General features: G+C 69.9%; 12 protein-coding genes. 6 read left to right on the plus strand and 6 right to left on the minus strand.

The genetic code is table 11. The features are described 5' to 3' along the window. The first annotated feature begins 311 nt into the window (after nucleotides 1-311). Nucleotides 312-1838, plus strand: a complete 1527-nt coding sequence (locus tag ACZ499_RS39665) for a dihydrofolate reductase family protein (protein ID WP_468682025.1) — start codon at nucleotides 312-314, stop codon at nucleotides 1836-1838. Nucleotides 1839-1855: 17 nt separating this feature from the next. Here ACZ499_RS39665 and ACZ499_RS39670 read toward each other — a convergent pair whose 3' ends face one another. Next, nucleotides 1856-4570 carry an AAA family ATPase gene (locus ACZ499_RS39670; protein ID WP_468682027.1) on the minus strand — a complete coding sequence of 905 codons (2715 nt, stop codon included), beginning with the start codon at nucleotides 4568-4570 and terminating at the stop codon, nucleotides 1856-1858. A gap of 892 nt (nucleotides 4571-5462) precedes the next feature. Between ACZ499_RS39670 and ACZ499_RS39675 the strand changes: the two genes are divergently transcribed. After that, entirely contained in the window at nucleotides 5463-6494 is a 1032-nt protein-coding gene (locus ACZ499_RS39675) for a hypothetical protein (RefSeq protein WP_468682030.1), read from the plus strand. Nucleotides 6495-6638: 144 nt separating this feature from the next. On the opposite strand, the gene ACZ499_RS39680 is transcribed toward ACZ499_RS39675, so the two are convergent. Then, on the minus strand, nucleotides 6639-6983 hold the full coding sequence (locus ACZ499_RS39680) for an EthD domain-containing protein (RefSeq protein ID WP_468682032.1): 345 nt from the start codon (nucleotides 6981-6983) through the stop codon (nucleotides 6639-6641). Between the two features lie 110 nt (nucleotides 6984-7093). On the opposite strand from ACZ499_RS39680, the gene ACZ499_RS39685 reads away from it, so the two are divergent. Then, nucleotides 7094-7576 carry a MarR family winged helix-turn-helix transcriptional regulator gene (locus tag ACZ499_RS39685; RefSeq protein WP_468682034.1) on the plus strand — a complete coding sequence of 161 codons (483 nt, stop codon included), beginning with the start codon at nucleotides 7094-7096 and terminating at the stop codon, nucleotides 7574-7576. 639 nt (nucleotides 7577-8215) lie between these two features. Here the strand turns inward: ACZ499_RS39685 and ACZ499_RS39690 are convergent. Continuing rightward, nucleotides 8216-8653, minus strand: a complete 438-nt coding sequence (locus ACZ499_RS39690) for a VOC family protein (RefSeq protein ID WP_468682035.1) — start codon at nucleotides 8651-8653, stop codon at nucleotides 8216-8218. A gap of 140 nt (nucleotides 8654-8793) precedes the next feature. On the opposite strand from ACZ499_RS39690, the gene ACZ499_RS39695 reads away from it, so the two are divergent. After that, nucleotides 8794-9651: a helix-turn-helix domain-containing protein gene (locus ACZ499_RS39695; RefSeq protein ID WP_468682037.1), complete on the plus strand. Its 858-nt coding sequence runs from the start codon at nucleotides 8794-8796 to the stop codon at nucleotides 9649-9651. Then, nucleotides 9638-10657: an oxidoreductase gene (locus ACZ499_RS39700; protein ID WP_468682038.1), complete on the plus strand. Its 1020-nt coding sequence runs from the start codon at nucleotides 9638-9640 to the stop codon at nucleotides 10655-10657. The genes ACZ499_RS39695 and ACZ499_RS39700 overlap by 14 nt, the downstream gene beginning before the upstream one ends. Before the next feature lie 275 nt (nucleotides 10658-10932). Here the strand turns inward: ACZ499_RS39700 and ACZ499_RS39705 are convergent, their stop codons facing one another. From ACZ499_RS39705 to ACZ499_RS39715, 3 genes are all read right to left on the minus strand, one after another. Next, nucleotides 10933-11961, minus strand: a complete 1029-nt coding sequence (locus ACZ499_RS39705; RefSeq protein ID WP_468682040.1) for a serine hydrolase domain-containing protein — start codon at nucleotides 11959-11961, stop codon at nucleotides 10933-10935. A 5-nt stretch (nucleotides 11962-11966) separates the two neighbouring features. Further along, nucleotides 11967-12197, minus strand: a complete 231-nt coding sequence (locus tag ACZ499_RS39710) for a hypothetical protein (RefSeq protein WP_468682043.1) — start codon at nucleotides 12195-12197, stop codon at nucleotides 11967-11969. Nucleotides 12198-12733: 536 nt separating this feature from the next. Continuing rightward, complete coding sequence (locus ACZ499_RS39715) at nucleotides 12734-13969, minus strand: MFS transporter (RefSeq protein WP_468682045.1); 1236 nt, start codon at nucleotides 13967-13969, stop codon at nucleotides 12734-12736. A gap of 892 nt (nucleotides 13970-14861) precedes the next feature. Here ACZ499_RS39715 and ACZ499_RS39720 point away from each other — a divergent pair. Continuing rightward, entirely contained in the window at nucleotides 14862-16529 is a 1668-nt protein-coding gene (locus ACZ499_RS39720; protein ID WP_468682047.1) for a M4 family metallopeptidase, read from the plus strand. The last annotated feature ends 122 nt before the right edge of the window (nucleotides 16530-16651 follow it).

The raw sequence follows: 16651 nt of genomic DNA on the forward strand, positions 1-16651 counted from the left end.
TTCTTGCGCTGGCCACCGCCCATGCCCACGGGGTTGTTGATGTTCTTGCTCACGGTCACGGGTTCTCCCGGTAATGATGTGAAGTGATCTACGGACTCTTCGGTGGGGGACGGGCGAGCGGTCCGGTTCCGGCCCGGGCGGGCGGCACGACGCCGGCCGTCACGGCCGGGCGGCTCTCGACCGGGGCGATGCCCCTGGTCGGGTAGGCCGACGACCGGTCACATTACGTCGCCATGACTGAAGCCGGTCGTGCGACGACCGACCTAGTGTCAGTGACGTCACCCCGACTCCCGAGAACGAAAGCAGTCCGCGTGCGCCAGCTCACCTATTACGTCGGCACCACCCTCGACGGCTTCATCGCGGGCCCCGACGGTCAGTTCGACTTCTTTCCCTTCGAGGGCGATCTCACCGCCGCGCTGCTGGCCGAGTACCCCGAGACCATCCCTGCCCACGGCCGCGGGCCGCTGGGCCTCGACGGGGTCGCCAACAAGCGCTTCGACACGGTCCTGATGGGCCGCGCCAGCTACGAGCCCGGCCTCGCGGTCGGCGTCACCAGCCCCTACCCGCACCTCACCCAGTACGTCTTCTCCCATACCCTCGACCAGCTCGACCCCGCCGTGGAGATCGTCTCCGGGGACCCGGTGGCCTTCGTCCGCGAACTCAAGCGCAAGGACGGTGCGGGCATCTGGCTGTGCGGCGGGGCGGACGTCGCCGGACAACTGTGGGGCGAGATCGACGAACTCGTCCTCAAGCGCTACCCGGTGGTCATCGGCTCGGGCATCCCGCTGTTCCGGGCCCCGTTCCAACCGGCCGCCTTCACCCTGACCGACTCCCGGGTCTTCAACACCGGCGCCACCATCACCACCTACGCGAAGGAGAACCGGATGCTGTTCCGCCCCACCACCGAGGCCGACCTCGACCGGGTGACCGCCGTGACGGTGGACGAACCGGTCGGCTGGATCGAGGCCGACCGCTACCTGGACGAGCTCAAGGAGGGCATGTACCGGCCGGAGTGGACCTGGATCGCCGAGCAGGACGGCCGGGTGGTCGCCCGCGCCCTGTGGTGGGGCCAGGCCACCAGCGAACACCCGGTCGCCCTGGACTGCCTGTACGTCGACCCCTCGGTCGCAGACCGCGCGAGGGTCGGCGCCGAGCTGATCCGGGCCGGTCTGCGGGCGTTCACCGAGCAGGGCGCGCCCAAGCTCCCCCTCTACAACCTGACGCTGCCGCAGGGCTGGCGCGAGGACCCGGCCGTGGTGGCGGCCACCGACTGGCGGCGCGAAGCCGCGCTGACCGCCGGACTCACCGACGTGGTGGAGCGGCTGCGCCTGGAGTGGACCCCCGACGCCGGGCTGCCCTCCTCCAACGGCCGACTGACCTTCACCGAGGGCACCGACGAGGAGTTCCTCGACGTGTTCCGCCGGATCGCGGTGGGCAGCCTGGACGGCGAGACCCGCCGCAACGTCGCGCTGATGGGTCCCAAGGCCGCCGCCCAGGAAGAGGTGGACTTCTACCTCGGCTGCCCCGGGGAGCGCTCCTGGTGGCGGCTGGCCCGCACCCCCGACGGCGAGGTCGCCGGGCTGGCCCTCCCGTCGGCGACCCCGTACAACCGCAACGTCGGCTACCTCGGGGTGGTCCCCGAGCTCCGCGGCCAGGGGTACGTCGACGACGTCCTGGCCGAGATCACCCGGGTGCAGGCGGAGGCCGGGGCCGAGCTGATCACGGCCACCACGGACACCGACAACGCCCCGATGGCCGCCGCCTTCACCCGGGCCGGCTACCGCACCGCCCAGACCCGGCTGGTCTGGTCGGCACCGGAGCCGGCCCCCGGCTCCTGAGGCCGCCGGCCCCCGTCTCAGGCGGCCAGCACGCCGGCGAGTTCGGTGCGGGAACTGATGCCCAGTTTCGGAAAAGCACGGTAGAGGTGGTGCCCGACCGTGCGCGGGCTGAGGAACAGCTGCGCCGCGATCTCCCGGTTGCTCGCCCCCGACGCCGCGAGGCGGACCACCTCGCGCTCCTGCGGGCTGAGCAGGCTGATCGGCCCGTCCTGACGGGTGCTCAGCACAATCTCCCCGCCCGCCGCGCCCAACTCCGTCCTGGCCCGGTCGGCCCAGGGCCGTGCGTCGAGCCGTTCGAAACCCTCCAGCGCGGCGCGCAGCTGGTCCCGGGCGTCGATCTGGCGGCGCAGGCGGCGCAGCCACTCCCCGTACAGCAGCGCGGTGCGCGCCCGCTCGAACGCGCTGCCGTCCTCGTGCAGGGCCAGCGCGGCGGTGAAGTGCTCCTCGGCCGCCCCCTCGGACCCGGTCAGCGCCCGGCACCGGGCAGCCAGGGCACCGAGCGCGGGCGGCCCCAGCACGGTGGCCCACTCGTCGAGCAGCCCGGCCGCCTCCGCCGCACGCTGCGGGCGGCCCGCCCGGACCGCCGCCTCGACCAGGTCCGCCAGCAGCGGCCAGCAGAGCAGCGGATGGGCCACCTCCTGCCAAGCCGCGGCCAGCTCCGCAAGAGCCGCCTCCGCCCGGCCCAAACCGAGTTCGAGCACACCCCGTGCCCACAGGGCGTCCGCCGTAGCCCGGCCCACACCGCGCGGTTGGGCGTACTCCAAGGCCTCGCCGGTCAGGGCCCGGACCTGCTCCTCCTCGCCCCGGACGGCGGCCGGCATCGCCAGGGCGGCGCGCAGATGGGCGGCCCGGTGGGCGAGGTCGTGGTACTCGGCCAGCCGGAGCGCCTCGGTGCCCCGGGCCGTCGCCTCCTCGTGGTGGCCCAGCGCCAGCTCCGTGCGGACCAGCAGGTCCAGCGTGGTGGGCAGCCAGCCGCTGATGCCCTGCTCCCGGCAGTGGGCGACCGCGGCGACCGCGACCTGGCGGGCCATCTCGTGATCACCTGCCAGCTGGCAGTAGATCCCGGTCATCAGCCCGTCCATCACGCCGGTGGCGGCCTCCCGCCCGCCCGGCACCAGCGGGCGCAGCGCGGCGAGAGCGCCGGGCACGTCGCCGCCGAACAGCCGCGCGGGCACAGCGAGTACGGGCAGGCCGGGGGCACGGGAGGCGACCTCCTCGATCAGCGCGGCGTCTCCCGCGCAGTAGGCCGCATGGACCGCGTCGGTGAGCAACGTAGCCGTCGCATCCGGGTGTGCGGCGCCGGTCAGCTCCGCGCCGTCGAGCAGGATCCGGGCGGCCGCCCGCGGGCGGCGGTAGCCGAGTTCGACCACCGCCCTGGCACGGGCGAAGTTCGCCGCCACCTCCCCGTCGGCCAGCGGCATCGGCACCTGGTCGGCCAGGGCACCGCACCTCTCGTCCTGGCCCGCGTCGGCCGCCTTCTGCGCGGCCTGGACCAAGCGGCGCGCCCGCAGGTCCACATCCGCGGTGAGCTGGGCGGCCCGCTCGTAGGCGGCGGAGGCGGACGCCATCGCCTGCCGGTTGCCGGCCCACTCCGCGACCCGCTCCAGCTCCAGGGCGACGTCCTCGTCCGGGCCGGTCGACGCGGCGGCCAGGTGCCAGGCCCGCCGGTGAGGCTGGCCCGCGGCGCCCAAGACCCCGGCGAGCGCCCGGTGGGCGGCGATCCGGCGGCCGAGCGGGGCACTGCGGTAGGCGGCGTAGCGCACCAGCGGATGCCGAAAGCGCACCAGCTCCCCCGACAGGACCACGAACCCGGCCCGCTCAGCGGGTTCGAGGTCCTCCACGGCTGCGCCGAGTTCCCGGGCGGCCCGCAGCACCACGCCCAGGTTCCCGCTGTCGTCGGCGGCGGCCACCAGCAGCACCAGCTGAGCAGCCTCGGGCAGCCGCTGGATCCGCTCCACAAAGCCGTCCTGGATCCGGCTGGGCAGCCCGGCGGCTGTCTCGGGCAGCGCCAACGGGCCCAGCCGTCCCGCCCGCTGGGCCGGGGTGAGGGCGGCCGCCAGCTCGATCAGCGCCAACGGGTTGCCCCCGGCCTCCTCCATCACCCGGTCAGCGACGTACGGGGGCAGACCGGGCAGCAGCTCAACAGCGGCGGTACGCTCCAGGCCCTCGACGTGCAACCCGGGCAGGCCCTTCACGGTAGCCCCCGGTGCCCCGTCGCGGACCGCGAAGAGCATCACGACACCCTCCGCGCGGAGCCGACGGGCGGCAAAGGTCAGCATGTCCACCGACGGCTGGTCGACCCACTGGGCGTCGTCGACCAGGCAGAGCAGCGGCCCCTCGGCAGCGGCCTCCGACAGCATCGTCAGGACTGCGAGGCCGACGGTGAAGCTGTCGCGCACACCGTCCGCCGTCAGCCCGAACACCGCCCGCAGGGCGGCGGCCTGCGGAGCTGGCAGGGTGTCAACGAGGTCGAGTACGGGCAGGAACATCTGGTGCAGGCCGCCGTAGGCGAGCTCCATCTCCGACTCGATGCCCTCGACACGCAGCACACGCACGCCGCCGGCCTGCCCGGCGGCCCAGTCGAGCAGGGCGGTCTTGCCGATCCCCGCCTCACCATGGACCAGCAGCGCACCGCTACTCCCCTGCCGGGCGTGCGCCAGCAGTCGGCCGATCCGCTCCCGCTCCGTGCTGCGCCCCCACACGATGTGCCCCCGCTCCCGCGTACCGATCACCCGCCCGAACCTCACGGGGCCCTACGGCAGCGGCCGGAGGCCGCCTCGACGATCCTCTCATCAGCACTGGCCGGGCATCCGCCCAGGTCAGGACCAGCCTCAGGCACAGCGGGGGGTACCGGGTACCGGCTCGGCACCCCACCCGCCACCAGCAGGGTGCAAGGACCACAAGGCCGCCCGCCTGCGCCGGGGTTCACTCGGCAGATGACCTCCGGGCTTCGACAAGGGCCGGTACAAGGACCACAACACGGTGGAGAGGGCGATAGGCAAGCTCAAGCAGTTCAAAGGCAAGCGTGGAGTCGCGACGGCAGCGTGCGAACGGCCGCCCGCTATCTCGTGATTCACCCTACTCAGTCAAAGATCATCCGCACTGCCAGGACGACCCCTTCCGCCTGTGCTCTTGCCCCCGCACGGCCTCGGCTTCGACGGACGGGCCCTTTCATCACCGCTCTTGCGCGGGAGCCCCTGCCGTAGAGGGTCCCTGCCCCCACGACGTCCTGGTAGAAGCGGCGGGTGTCGACCGTGTTGCAGGCAGTTGGTCGACTCCACGCTCGAGCCGTACAACCCGCCCCCAGGGTCACGGGGTAGGGAAATCCCCCTGGCAGGTGGGGTGTTGGTCCCAATGTGCCGAGCGCGCAGGGAGCGGCAGAGTCCAGCCATGAACTTTTCCAGGCTCCGCGAAGACTCAGCCAAGCGCGGTGTGCTCGCTGTGGTGTGCACCGTGACCGTACTGGCGGGGACCGGGTGCAGTGACGACCACCAGCGGTCCTCCTTGTCTGCCGCACCTGCCGCACCTGCCGCCCCTGCCGCGTACCAGCAGCCCGCAGCACGTGGTTCGGTGATCTCTGCCACCCCTGTGGCGGACTTGACCGCCAAGGAGGTCGTAGCCCGTGTGGCGAAGGCCGGCATCGATGCGGCACAGATCCGCTACGGCGTACGGGCCCATCGGATCGTGTACCGCACCATCGACATCACGGGCCAGCCCACCACGGCGAGCGAGCTGGTCGTGATGCCGAAGAGCGACGACCGCGGCCTTCGGGTGGTGTCCTGGCTGCACGGCACAGAGGTGTACCGGGGGGAGGTGGCCTCGGTGAACGACGAGTCCCCCGACCGGACCACGGCACTGCTGTTCGCCTCGACCGGCCGGGCGGTGTCCGCACCGGACTACCTCGGCATGGGCAAGGGCCCGGGGATCCATCCCTACGGGAACCCGGAGGCGACCGTCAGCGCGTCGGTGGATGCCTTGCGGGCGGCTCGCGCCTTCGCGGCCCGGGACGGTCGCACACTCGACCGGCGCGTATTGGTCAGCGGATTCTCCCAGGGCGGACCGGCCACCATGCTGGTCGGGCGCGCCCTGCAACAGGGTGTCGACCCGTACTTCCGCCCGGGTGCGCTGGCCCCGATCTCCGGCCCGTTCGACCTGAGTGGTTTCGAGGCCGCCGCAGCAGCCGACAAGGTTGCCCGCTCGTCCCTCTACCTCGCCTATTTCACCACCGCCTGGAACCGGATGTACGGCCTGTACGACACGGCGGAGCAGGCATTCCGTGCCCCCTACGACAAGACGGTGGAGAAGCTGTTCGACGGCGACCACCAGGCGTCGCAGATCGCGGCCGCTCTGCCGGCCACCTCGAAAGAACTGTTCACCTCCGAGTTCCTCCAGAAGGTGCGCAACCCCACAGGGATCCTGAGGCGGAAACTGCAGGTGATGGACACCACCTGTGACTGGCGGCCGACAGTCCCGGTGCACCTCTTCCACGCCAGGGGCGACACGGACGTCTCCTTTACGAACTCCCTTCACTGCCAACGTCAGCTGGCTTCCCACGGGGCCGACCAGGAACTGAGCGACGTCGGGCAGTTCGACCACTCCACGACGGTCCTCAAGGCCCTGCCACAGGTGCTACGCGAGTTCGACTCCGCCCACTGACCCGTCACCCGTGCGGTAGGCGGCACATGTGCCACACGGGTGACGTGTTGGACGGCCTGACCGTCAGGGCGCCCGGGGCTCGTTCCGCCCGATTTATCTGCGGCCGGCCGCTGGCCCCGGGGGCGAGTCCTCAGCGACGGCGGTTCAGCCGAAGATCGGGCTCTCGGTGGCGTAGAGGAAGCGGGTCCGGGAGCGGTCGAGGAAGTTCTCCTCGTCCGCGGCGACGATCGTGGTGTAGGTGTCGGAGGTGAACCAGCGGGCGGCGTCGGCGATGCCGTCGACCCACACCTCGGCGACACCGTCGTAGGCGGCGGTGGTTATGCCGGGGATCTCGTCGTCGGTGGGCAGGAGCTGGACGTAGCGCCGCACCGGAACCTCTCCGCCGGGCAGGCTCGAGAGCAGCGGGGTGTGCTTCTGGGTCCAGTAGTCCACGAACTCCTCGTGGGAGAGGTCTGCCCGCCGGGTCAGGAAGATGCTGAGCTTGATCACAGGGGACTCCTTGAAGCTGCATTTGACTTGCCTGAGCAACTCATAAGGTAGGCGACAGTGACTTGCCCAGGCAACAGACATCTGTTGCCTGGGCAAGTAGGATGGATCACATGGATGAACCGTCACCGTGGCTCGACACCGAGCAGCAGGAACTTTGGCAGGACCTTCTCACCGTCGTGATCGCGCTGCCCGCAGCCCTGGACCGTCAGTTGCAGCGCGACGCGGGCATCTCGAACTTCGAGTACGGCGTGCTCGCCCGGTTGTCGATGGCACATCAGGTCACCATGCGGTTCAGCGAGTTGGCCCGGGACTGCAACAGCGCTCTCCCACGCCTGTCGAAGCTGATGGACCGCTTTGAGGCGCGAGAGTGGATCGTTCGTCGCGTTGATCCCAGCGACGGTCGCTACACCCTGGCCACGCTGACCGACAGTGGCCGACAGAAGGTGGCCGACAGCGCGCCGGGGCATGTCGCACAGGTGCGCCGACTCGTGTTCGACTCTCTCACCGCTGCACAGCGCCGCCACTTCGGCGCGGCACTCTCCAGCGTCGCCGAGACCGTGCGGCAGGAAGCCGCCGGTGGTCCCACCGGGTGAGTGCGCTCACCACCCGCTCGGCGCACGGCCTTCGCTTCACGGCACACGGCCGAATCCCCGGTCACCGGCTGGTCGCGCACGTCGCATGAGGTGAGGCCTCACCTGACTCGCCTCACCGGCCCCGACCACGACCTTCCGGCCCGGCTCCTGGAACGCCGCGCGAGCATCGCCGGGCCAAGGCCCTGTCCACCGGGACAACTCAAGGCAACCGACCGCCCTACATAGCCCGGACATGCTCACAGCCTGGCCCTGAGCCCCCGATCCGCGCACGACGTAACGTGCACGCCGTACCCACTGCCCCCGAAGGGCCGGATCAGACCCCAGCGCCAACCTGTTATACGAGATGGGTTCCCAGAGCCGGGCTGTGTCAGTCAGAGCGAGCATGGGCATCCAGGCCAGCAGGTCGAGTGCGATCTGAACGATCTCCAGCCAGCTGGTCGACGAATGCTGTCAGGGGGTGACGGCCGTAGGCCTTCTTCCAGATCGCGGACGCGTCCTCCTTGCCGGAGTGCGCGATCGCCAGGGCATCGTCGCGGCCGACCGTGGCCTGTCCACCGGCGTCCGGAGGGTGTTTGCCCGCCAGCGGCCAGACCCGGTTACGCGCCGTGTAAGCGCGACGCCAATTGACCCGATCAGCCGTCAGTTCTTCTTCAGCTCCTCGGCGAGCATCACAAGGATGCCGCTGGGACCGCGGACGTACGTGAGCTTGTAGACGTCCTCATAGGTCGCCACACCGCGAAGCGGATGGCATCCGTGCTTTGCGGCTGTCTCAAGGGCTTTGTGGATGTCGTCGACTGAGAAGGCGACGCGATGCATGCCGATCTCGTTGGGACGAGTGGGCTGCGTCTCGATCGCTTCGGGGTGGATGTACTCGAAGAGTTCAAGGCGACCGTGACCGTCTGGCGTCTGGAGCATCGCAATTTTGGCGTGATTGCCATCAAGGCCGACAGCGGTGTCGGTCCACTCACCACTGACCGTGTCACGGCCGACGACCGTGAGGCCGAGGTCGGTGAAAAAGGAGATCGCTGCTTCGAGGTCGCGAACGGCGATGCCGACGTTCTCAAGTTTGATGGCCATGCGTTGCATGCTAGCGAGCCGGGCCGATCGGGTGCTTCCGGCAAGGACGCAGCCGAATACCAGGGCACCGTCGAGGTCGTCCTCCGGGTGGGTGTGGCAGGGCCACCCGGTTGGCGGTGCTGGCCCGTACGTTGGCAGGCATGGACAAGAACCGGCTGAGCGAGTTCCTGCGGGCCCGGCGCGCGCTGGTGCGCCCCGAGGACCACGGGATGCCCCCGGGGACCCGTCGCACCCCTGGTCTGCGCCGCGAGGAGGTCGCCGTCCTCGCGGGGGTGAGCACCGACTACTACGTGCGGTTGGAACAGGGGCGCGAACGCAATCCCTCACCCCAGGTCCTCGGGGCATTGGCGGCCGCGCTCCTGCTGGAGGACGAGGAGGCCGCCTACCTGCGCGCAATCGTCGATCCGCCACAGCGTGGGAGGCCCCGGGCTGCCCGGGAGTACGGCGGCCCGCAACTGGTGTCCTTGCTGGACGCCTGGGCGGACACACCGGCTCTGGTCTACGGCCGCTATCTCGACCTGCTGGCCGTCAACTCCCTGGGCGAGGCGCTGCTCTCCTGGCTGGGCAGCGAGACGAGCCTGATCACAGCGATGTTCCTCAACCCCGCCGCACAGGACTTCTACCGCGACTGGGCCGTTGTGGCGCAGGGGTGCGTGGCCGCGCTGCGGGCCGCCAATCCCGCCCCGGACGATCAGCGGTTGCAGGAGCTGGTGGGTGAACCTTCCGTACGCAACCACGACTTCGCACGCATGTGGGCGCGCCACGAGGTACGGGCCAAGACGGCCTCGGCCAAGCGATTTCACCACCCGCTGGTCGGCGACCTGACTCTGGACTTCGAGACCTTCTCCGTCAACAGCGCGCCCGGTCAGCACCTGGTGGTCTACCGAGCTGAACCCGGCAGCGCTGCCGCACAGTCGCTGGCCCTGCTGGCCGGCTTCACCCTCACCGAATTCACAGACTCTCAAGACGAAGGACACATCCGGCATGACCTCCCCTGATCCGCCCGTCTGGTTCATCACCGGCTGCTCCTCCGGCCTGGGCCGGGCGCTGGCCCGCGCCGTGCTGGAACACGGATGGCGGGCGGTGGTCACGGCCCGGGATCCCGGCAAGGCCGCCGACGTGATCGCCGGGCACGAGGAACGTGCCATCGTGCTGGCGCTGGACGTCACCGACGCCGAACAGACCGCCTACGCGGTCGCCCAGGCACAGGCCGCCTTCGGACAGATCGACGTACTGGTCAACAACGCGGGCTACGGCTACCTCGCCGCCGTCGAGGAGGGCGAGGACGACGAGGTTCGTGCCTTGTTCGACACCAACGTCTTCGGCCTGGTGGACACCACCAGGGCCGTCCTGCCCGGCATGCGAGCCCGTCGCGCCGGCCACATCGTGAACATCTCCTCCCTCGGAGGCCTGGTCGGCTTCGGAGCCACCGGCTACTACCACGCCACCAAATTCGCCGTGGAAGGTCTCTCCGAGTCCCTCGCCGCCGAGGTCGCCCCACTCGGCATCAAGGTCACGATCGTCGAACCCGCCGCGTTCCGCACCAACTGGTCCGGGCCCTCCATGCGTCAGTCCGCCACCACCATTGCCGACTACGCCGCCACCGCGGGCGGCACGACGCGCGAGCACCCTGGCCACCTACGGCCACCAGCCCGGGGATCCGGCACGCGCCGCCCAGGCCGTCATCGAAGCGGTCACGGCCGAAATGCCCCCACTGCGCCTGCTGCTGGGCAAGGCCGCATACGACATCGCCAACGCCAAGCTCGACTCCCTCAGGAGCACCTTCGACGGCTGGCGGGAGGTGACTCTCAGCGCCGACTTCCCCCCGGAGCAAACCGCAAGCTGACCGGGTACATCACCAACCACGGGGGTCGGCCATCCGCTCCTCCGCCCAGGCCGTTGAAGCTGTTCACCCAGCGCGTCGAGGACCATCGCAACGAGCAGCGGCGCCGCCAGCAGCAGCTGGACCAGCCCGCCCCCTCCAGCCAGCCACCGGCAGTGTGACCTGCTCAGCCCTGCGGCTGCCTCCGGCCCCCCTGCGCCCGAACCGTACGGGAAACGGCGGGGCCATGGTCGGGTCCGCGTCCCGAGCCCCCAGGAGAAGAACAAGGCCAGCACAGCCAGAGTCTGGCCCGGGCCCGGAAGTATGCGCTGTAAATCCTCGGGCCGCGAGGATGAGCTGTCGTTGCAGGCGCGGAGGCAGCAGATCGCGTACCTGTCCAAACAGCGGGTTCTCCAGCGGGGGCTGCGTCAAACCGGTCGGTGTGGGGCGCCGCCGGTCAGGCGCCGGTGGCGGCCGGGACGGGGTCCGGACCGGGTCCGGAGTCGATGATCTGTGCGAGCAGGTTGAGGCCGGGACGGTCCACGGGTCGGGTGTTGGCGTTGAGGACGACAACTGCGGCTCGGTGTTCGGGAGCTATGGCCAGCAGGCTGCTGTAGCCGCCGGTGCCGCCGGTCTGGAACAGGATCCGGTGCTGGCTGCGGGGCAGGTTGGCCGAGATCCAGCCGGGATGGATGGCGGTTCTGGCGTTGATGCGGTGGGCGGTGGTATGGGTGAGAGCGATGGCTTCGGCGAGTTCTTCGGGTGCGGGGCCGATCTGAGCCCGGGCCAGCGTGAGCAGGTCGGGCATGGTGGAGTGCAGGCCGCCGGCGCCGGCGAGCGCGGCCAGGTGCCAGGGTGGGCGGGGGCGGCCGGTGCGGGAGTGGCCGGCGGCCAGTCGTGCGGTGCGTCCGGGGTCGAGGACCACATGGGTGTCGGTCATGCCGAGGGGCCGGCAGATCTCGGCCTGGATGAGCGTGTCGTAGTCGGTGCCGGTATGGCGTGCCAGGGCAAGCCCGAGCAGGCCGGCGCCGAGGTTGGAGTAGCGGAAGCGGGTACCGGGCACCGACCGCAGTCGGGTGCGCCGCAATCCGTCCAGCAGGAGTTCGCCCGTACAGCCGGCGTAGGGGTCCGATCGGAACAGGCTCCGCGACAGGAGGCCTTTGGGTAGCCGGGGCAGGCCGGAAGTGTGGCAGGCCAGGTGAGCCAGCTCGATGACCTCACCGCCACGTTCGGGAGCCGTGATGTCGCGGGGCAGCAGGTCGCGAAGCGGTTGGTCCAGTCGCACAGCGCCACGCACCGTGAGCTGGGCCAGGGCCAGCGCGGTGAACGTCTTGGTGACGGAACCGATCTCGAACAGCGTGCCGGGGTCTGCGCCGTGCAGTGCGGACTGCCCGCCCCGGACGGCACCCGCCACGACGACGCCACGCTGTCGGGCGCCGAGCCGCTCCGCCGTTCGTCGTACCAGATCGTCGAGGAGCGAGGTCATGACGGTCAGGCCTCCGTCCGGCCGAACAGGCGTCGGCCGCCGTACTTCTTGTGTACGGCCTGCTTTGAGACCCCCAGCGCCTCGGCGATCTGCGTCCACGTTGTCCCTGCCACGCGCGCCCGGTGCACGAGAACCTCTTCCTGGCCTTCCAGGCGGCGGCGCAGCGCGGCCGCCTCGCGCAGTGCTTCGAGGTGATCGGCGTTCTCGATGATCGACGAAATATCCACTTCGGCCATGCGTCAACTTTAGTTGACTCCCCCTCGGCCGTCAGCCTGAGTTGACGGCATCGGTGAGGTGCCACTCATGAAGCACGGCCCGTGCGGCTTCACCTATCCGCAGTGCGTTCAGAAAGCGCTTCAGATCCTGGTTCGACTGAGACTCGGTCACCGTCCCGACCCTACGTGCGGCCCGTGGTCTTGCCGAGAACCGAGCCGCGCGAACCGGCACAACCCCTCCAACTCCGGCTCCCACGTTCTCTCTCCACGTAGGAAGCAATGGATCATCCGCTCTTGAACACCGGATAGGGAACATACGTCTGGCGGCCGGGGTCCACCCCGAGGCCTCCCCCGCCCTGCGGCCTGGCTCGCTGGACGCAGTCGCGGCGTTCGCAATTTCCTGTGCGGGGCATCAGTAGCTGCGCAAAGTCCCTGATACAGGCGGCCAGTTAGGTCATCTCGGAGCAAGCGGAGGTCAACCATGCCTGGAGGTCGTGATGTCCTCCTTCAGGGCGTCAAGCCTGGCGAGCAGCATCCGGGCCAGCCTGCACGGCTGATCAGGCGGCTTGCGCCTTGGCCATGGAGTCAGGCTGCGTTTGCCGAGCGTGCTGGTGGTGTTGTGCCCAGCGGACAGCGGGTGGTGCTGCCAGGCCGGTCAGGGCGAACATGGCTCCGACGACATACCAGCCGGGGCGGCCCCAGGTGATGCAGAGCGCGATGAGCAGACCTGGTCCAAGGGCCTCGGCCAGTCCGGCGCCCAGGCCGAATACGCCCAGGTACTGGCCGGTGGCGTGTGGTGGGGCGAGGGTGAAGGACACCTCGAAGCCGGCGGCGGCGTGCCAGAGTTCGCCGACTGTGTGGATGACCACGGCGGTGATGAGCAGGGTTGCGGCAGCCCATGCCGGTGTCCCCGCGGACAGGGAGATCAGCGAGCAGGCGATGAGGAAGGCCACGCCTGCCCGGCGGTAGGCGTTTCCGCCGGCCGCGGGGGAATCGATGTTGCGGCTGGCTCGCACCTGGAATGCGACGACGATGACGGTTCCGGTGACCATGGTGCCCGAGATGAGCCAGTGCGGGGCGGTGGTGGCACCGACCAGCCAGAGCGGGATGGCCACCGTGAGCACCTTGAACTGGATGGCCATGATCCCGTCGACGATGGTGAGCAGCAGGTACGGGCGGTCTCGGAGGGCGATCCAGCGAGGGCCGCTGGTGGCCGGGACCGGCGTAACCGGTGGGAGCAGGACCAGGAGCGCCGCGGAGACCACGAAAGCGATCGCGTTGCCGACGGCCATCAGCTGATAGGCGGTGAGGGTGCCCACTTGAACAACCCAGCCCGCTCCCAGCGCACCGAGAGAGATGCCGACGTTGGTCACCGCGCGGAGATAAGCCCGGAACTCCTGCGGCCGGCCCCCTCCGTAGTGCCTGATGAGCGGGGAGCGGGCGGCTACTCCGGCTGCCTTCGCCCCGGCGGCCGAGCCGACCGCGAGCACGAACGGCCAGAAGCTGTCCACCAACACGAAGCTGGCCGTGGCCAGCGCCTGGATCACAAGGGTGGCGGCGTAGACGCCGCGTGCTCCGTATCTGTCCGCCAGATGACCGACCGCGACGCCCAGGGCCAGCGCGACAAGACCGGCGATGCCGAGTCCGAGCCCCACCTGGTCTGCCGGAAGGTGAACCGCCTCAGTGAAATACAGCACCCCGGCGGTCAGATAGAGGCCGCTGCCGACGGTGTAGACGAAGTTCGAGGCAGCGAGGACGCGCTGCGGTCCGGTGTCCGGCATCAGGCGGGGCATGGCAGGGCTCCACGTCACAGGCAGGCAGTAAGGACCCGTCAAGCTTGTTGCATATTACTTGCAAGAGCAAGGGGCTCGACTGGGTCGGGCACCAGATCCGAACCAGCTCCGGGAGGACGCCCCCATTCTCGGATCCCCGGCTGGACGAGGACACTCCGGGACGGCTCACCCTTGCCCGCCACAGGCCGGGTGCCGACCGTGTCAACTCCGGTGCCCAAGGGGCTCTTCTCCGCAGATTCGTCGGCACCGGCCAAACGCGTCACTCCCGAAGAAGAGCCCCGATGGAACCGTACGACGCCTTACCCGGCCCGATCCGTACTCCGCCTCCCGAGGACTGCGGCGCTCGGAGGGGCAGGGCAGGCCGCCTTCGGGTTGCGCCGGTTCCACCCAGGCGGCGGGGCGTGTCCTGCGGCGGCGGTGCCGCCACCGCGCTCGTTGAGCGTGCCCGGTCGGATCCCGCAGGGGACCGGGCGCCGTCACTAGGCGCCGGGCCCGCCAGTTCATCCGTCGGGGACGTCAGCGCCGACCGCCGAACAGGCCCGGGCAGTTGTCAGGTATGGGAGCGGGCTCGAGCACGTACCCCTGCGTCAAGGCGGGGGCCTCTGTGGGATGCCGCTGAGAGGGATGAGTGGCGCGGGGGCCTCGTATGCGCCGTAGGACTCCTTTCAAGCGTGTTGCGGATTCCTGTCTCAGCCGTGTCGGCGTGTATCGGAGCCTTGTCCTTCCCGTGAAGAGACGGGCGGCAAATCCGGCATGAGCGGCCCAACCCCCTTTTGTGTCACGTGACATGTGCGCGGCGGGCTGGGAGTGTCCCTGCCCATCAAGGCAGTCCCTCCTTGAACGGTTGGGCGGCGATCCCGCCCAACTCCCCATGACGCTCTGGAGAAACCACATGTCCTCGCTTTCCCCCACCGACGGCAGAGCGCGCCGTCTCGCCCTGACGTCCGGCGCCGCCGTCCTCACCGGCGCCCTGCTCGCCGCCGGTGCCGCCACCGCATCAGCGGGTGCCGCTCCGGAGCACCACAACGCCACCTCCGTCGCGGCCACCGCCCAGGCGCTCGGCCTCGGTACCAAGGAGGAGCTGGTCGTCAAGGACGTCATCAAGGACGCCGACGGCACGGTCCACACCCGCTACGAGCGCACCTACGCCGGTCTTCCGGTCCTCGGCGGCGACCTCGTCGTCCACCGTGCCGCCGACGGCACGGTCAAGGAGGTCACCAAGGCCGTCAAGACCGCCATCAAGGTCGCCTCGCTCACCCCGAAGCTGACCCCGACCGCCGCCACGTCCGCCGCGGTCAAGGCTGCCAAGGCCGCTAAGTCCACGGGTGCCGCCACCGGCGACGCTCCCCGCAGGGTCATCTGGGCCGCCGACGGCAAGCCCGTCCTCGCCTACGAGACCGTCGTCACCGGCACCCAGCAGGACGGTGTCACCCCGAGCCGACTGCGCGTCGTCACCGACGCCAACACCGGCAAGAAGCTGTACGAGATCCAGCTGATCAATGACATAGCCGACGGCATCGCCGCCAAGGCCGGCTCCGAGGCCGCCACACCGGGCGGCTCCCAGGCCGCCGCGGTCGGCACCGGCGCCAGCCAGTACAGCGGTACGGTCAGCCTCAACACCACCAAGTCTTCGACGGGTTACTCCCTCGTCGACAGCGTGCGCGGCGGCTCCAGCACCGTCGACCTCAAGCACAAGACGAGCGGCAAGGGCACCGTCTTCACCGACGCGGACAACAAGTGGGGCACCGGCAGTCCCGCCAACAACCAGACGGCCGCCGTGGACGCCGCCTACGGTGCCGCCCAGACCTGGGACTTCTACAAGAACGTCCTGCACCGCAACGGCATCAAGAACGACGGCCGGGCCCCGCTCTCCCGCGTCCACTACGGCAACGCCTACCAGAACGCCTTCTGGGACGACCAGTCCTTCACCATCACCTACGGTGACGGCGCGAGCAGCCAGCACCCGCTGACCCAGCTCGACGTGGCTGGCCACGAGTTCAGCCACGGCGTCACCTCCGCCACCGCGGACCTGCAGTACTCCGGCGAGTCCGGCGGCCTGAACGAGGCCACCTCGGACATCTTCGGCACCGCGGTGGAGTGGAACGCGAACAACGCGCAGGACAAGGGCGACTACCTGCTCGGCGAGAAGATCGACATCTTCGGCAACGGCAAGCCGCTGCGTTACCAGGACAAGCCGAGCAAGGACGGCCGCGGTTCCGCCGACTACTGGAGCGCCGGCGTCGGCGACCTCGACGTGCACTACTCCTCCGGTGTCGCCAACCACTTCTTCTACCTGCTGTCCGAGGGAAGCGGCGCGAAGGACATCAACGGTGTGCACTACGACAGCCCGACCGTGGACAGCTCCACTGTCACCGGCATCGGCCGCGACAAGGCGGTGCAGATCTGGTACAAGGCGCTGACCACGTACTTCACGTCCACGACCGACTACCACGGTGCCCGTCAGGGCACCTTGAAGGCGGCCACCGACCTCTACGGCGCGAACAGCGCCGAGGCCAAGGCCGTGGACGCCGCCTGGGCCGGGGTGAACGTCAAGGCCTGAGCCCCCTGAACCACGCAGCGGCGCACCGGTGTGGGAACCGTGTTGTGCTTTTCCGGGCCCCTTCAGGTTGGGTGTGTTTCCGGGCGTGATTTCCGGAAGTTGGCCAGTTTTGCCCCCCCCCG

The sequence above is a fragment of the Streptomyces sp. NPDC031265 genome, assembly GCF_055570295.1.

Coding starts and splice junctions, on each gene's coding strand:
- ACZ499_RS39705 (WP_468682040.1), bottom strand. CDS start 11,961: ATGACCTCGCTCCTCGACGATCTGGTACGACGAACGGCGGAGCGGCTC.
- ACZ499_RS39690 (WP_468682035.1), bottom strand. CDS start 8,653: ATGGCCATCAAACTTGAGAACGTCGGCATCGCCGTTCGCGACCTCGAA.
- ACZ499_RS39720 (WP_468682047.1), top strand. CDS start 14,862: ATGTCCTCGCTTTCCCCCACCGACGGCAGAGCGCGCCGTCTCGCCCTG.
- ACZ499_RS39685 (WP_468682034.1), top strand. CDS start 7,094: ATGGATGAACCGTCACCGTGGCTCGACACCGAGCAGCAGGAACTTTGG.
- ACZ499_RS39695 (WP_468682037.1), top strand. CDS start 8,794: ATGGACAAGAACCGGCTGAGCGAGTTCCTGCGGGCCCGGCGCGCGCTG.
- ACZ499_RS39710 (WP_468682043.1), bottom strand. CDS start 12,197: ATGGCCGAAGTGGATATTTCGTCGATCATCGAGAACGCCGATCACCTC.
- ACZ499_RS39700 (WP_468682038.1), top strand. CDS start 9,638: ATGACCTCCCCTGATCCGCCCGTCTGGTTCATCACCGGCTGCTCCTCC.
- ACZ499_RS39715 (WP_468682045.1), bottom strand. CDS start 13,969: ATGCCCCGCCTGATGCCGGACACCGGACCGCAGCGCGTCCTCGCTGCC.